We start from the raw sequence: 1,671 nt of genomic DNA on the forward strand, positions 1-1,671 counted from the left end.
GCCTTCCACCGGGTCCTGCCCGCGCCCTGAACGCCGCCCCTGCCTCCCAGGTGGCGGTGCCGATGCGCGTGTTACGCACAAGTAGGCTTCAGGGCATGCGATCGTGGTCTGCTCCCAAGCTCTCCAGGCTCCCCGGCCAGGGTGAGGTCCCGCGCCTGCACGACACCGCGGCGGGCGAGGTCCGCCCGACCCGGCCGGGTCCCACCGCCCGGATGTACGTCTGCGGCATCACTCCCTACGACGCCACCCACATGGGCCACGCCAACACCTACCTGGCGTTCGACCTGCTGAACCGGGCCTGGCGAGACGCCGGCCACGACGTGAGCTTCACCGAGAACATCACCGACGTGGACGACCCGCTGCTGGAGCGGGCCGAGCGGGACGGCCAGGACTGGCGGCGGCTCGCGGCCAGGGAGATCGACCTGTTCCGCGCCGACATGGAGGCCCTGCGCATCCTGCCGCCCAGCCGCTACGTCGCGGTCACCGAGGTGATCGGCGAGGTCGCGGAGCTGATCGAGCGGCTGCGCGACAAGGGCGCGACCTACGAACTGGACGGCGACGTCTACTTCAACGCCGACGCCGCCCCCAAGTTCGGCGCGGTCTCCGGCTACTCCGAGGAGCGGATGCTCGCCCTGTTCGGCGAGCGCGGCGGCGACCCCGCCCGGCCGGGCAAGCACCACCCGCTGGACTGGGTGCTGTGGCGGGCCGAGCGGCCGGGAGAGCCCGGCTGGGACTCCCCGTTCGGCCGGGGCAGGCCGGGCTGGCACATCGAGTGCACCGCGATCGCCCTGGCCGACCTCGGCCCCGGCTTCGACGTGGCGGGCGGCGGATCCGACCTGATCTTCCCGCACCACGAGATGGGCGCCTCCGAGGGGCATGTGGCGGCCGGCGAGTGGCCGTTCGCCAAGGCGTACGTCCACGCGGGGATGGTCGGCCTGGACGGCGAGAAGATGTCCAAGTCCAAGGGCAACCTGGTGTTCGTCTCCGCGCTCAGGCGGGAGACCGACCCGATGGCGATCAGGCTGGCCCTGCTGGCCCGGCACTACCGCGCCGACTGGGAATGGACCGGCGGGCAGCTCACCGAGGCGCGGGAGCGGCTGGAGCGCTGGCACCGGGCCGTGGCGCTGCCCGCGGGCCCCGCCGCCGAGCCCGTGCTGGCGGAGGTCCGCGCCCGGCTGGCCGACGATCTGGACGCCCCGGGGGCCCTGGCCGCGATCGACTCCTGGGCGCGGGCGGCGGCGGCGGGCGGCGGCACGGACGATCGGGCCCCGGCGCTGATCCGCGAGATCGCCGACACCGCGCTCGGGGTCGCGCTCTGATCAGGAGCCGGCGGCCTGGAACCTCTCCCGCTCCTCGGCGGGCAGGTGGTCGATGAACAGCACGCCGTCGAGGTGGTCGGTCTCGTGCTGGAGCACTCTGGCGAGCACGCCGAGCGCCCGCACGGTGACCGGCTTGCCGTACATGTCGCGGCCCCTGGCGGTCACCGCGTAGGCGCGCTCCAGGGGCCACCACTGGCCGGGTGCCGACAGGCACGCCTCGTCGGCGACGACCTTGCGCGAGGACGGCTCCAGGCGCGGGTTGACGATGTGGCCGGACCTGCCGTCGTAGTCGTAGACGACCACCCGCGCGGAGATCCCGATCTGCGGCGCGGCCAGGCCCGCCCGCCCGGAC

General features: G+C 74.1%; 2 protein-coding genes. One reads left to right on the forward strand and one right to left on the reverse strand.

Annotated features, from left to right (window positions below):
• Positions 1–95: 95 nt before the first annotated feature.
• Positions 96–1,319 (forward strand): cysteine--1-D-myo-inosityl 2-amino-2-deoxy-alpha-D-glucopyranoside ligase, encoded by a 1,224-nt coding sequence (gene mshC / locus C1I98_RS38605; protein ID WP_111172151.1) that lies wholly within the window; start codon positions 96–98, stop codon positions 1,317–1,319.
• On the opposite strand, the gene C1I98_RS38610 is transcribed toward mshC, so the two are convergent.
• The coding region (locus tag C1I98_RS38610; protein ID WP_111172152.1) for a peptide deformylase at positions 1,320–1,671 on the reverse strand (352 nt) is incomplete at its 5' end.

Source organism: Spongiactinospora gelatinilytica (assembly GCF_003236385.1).
Taxonomy (GTDB): Bacteria; Actinomycetota; Actinomycetes; order Streptosporangiales; family Streptosporangiaceae; genus Spongiactinospora; species Spongiactinospora gelatinilytica.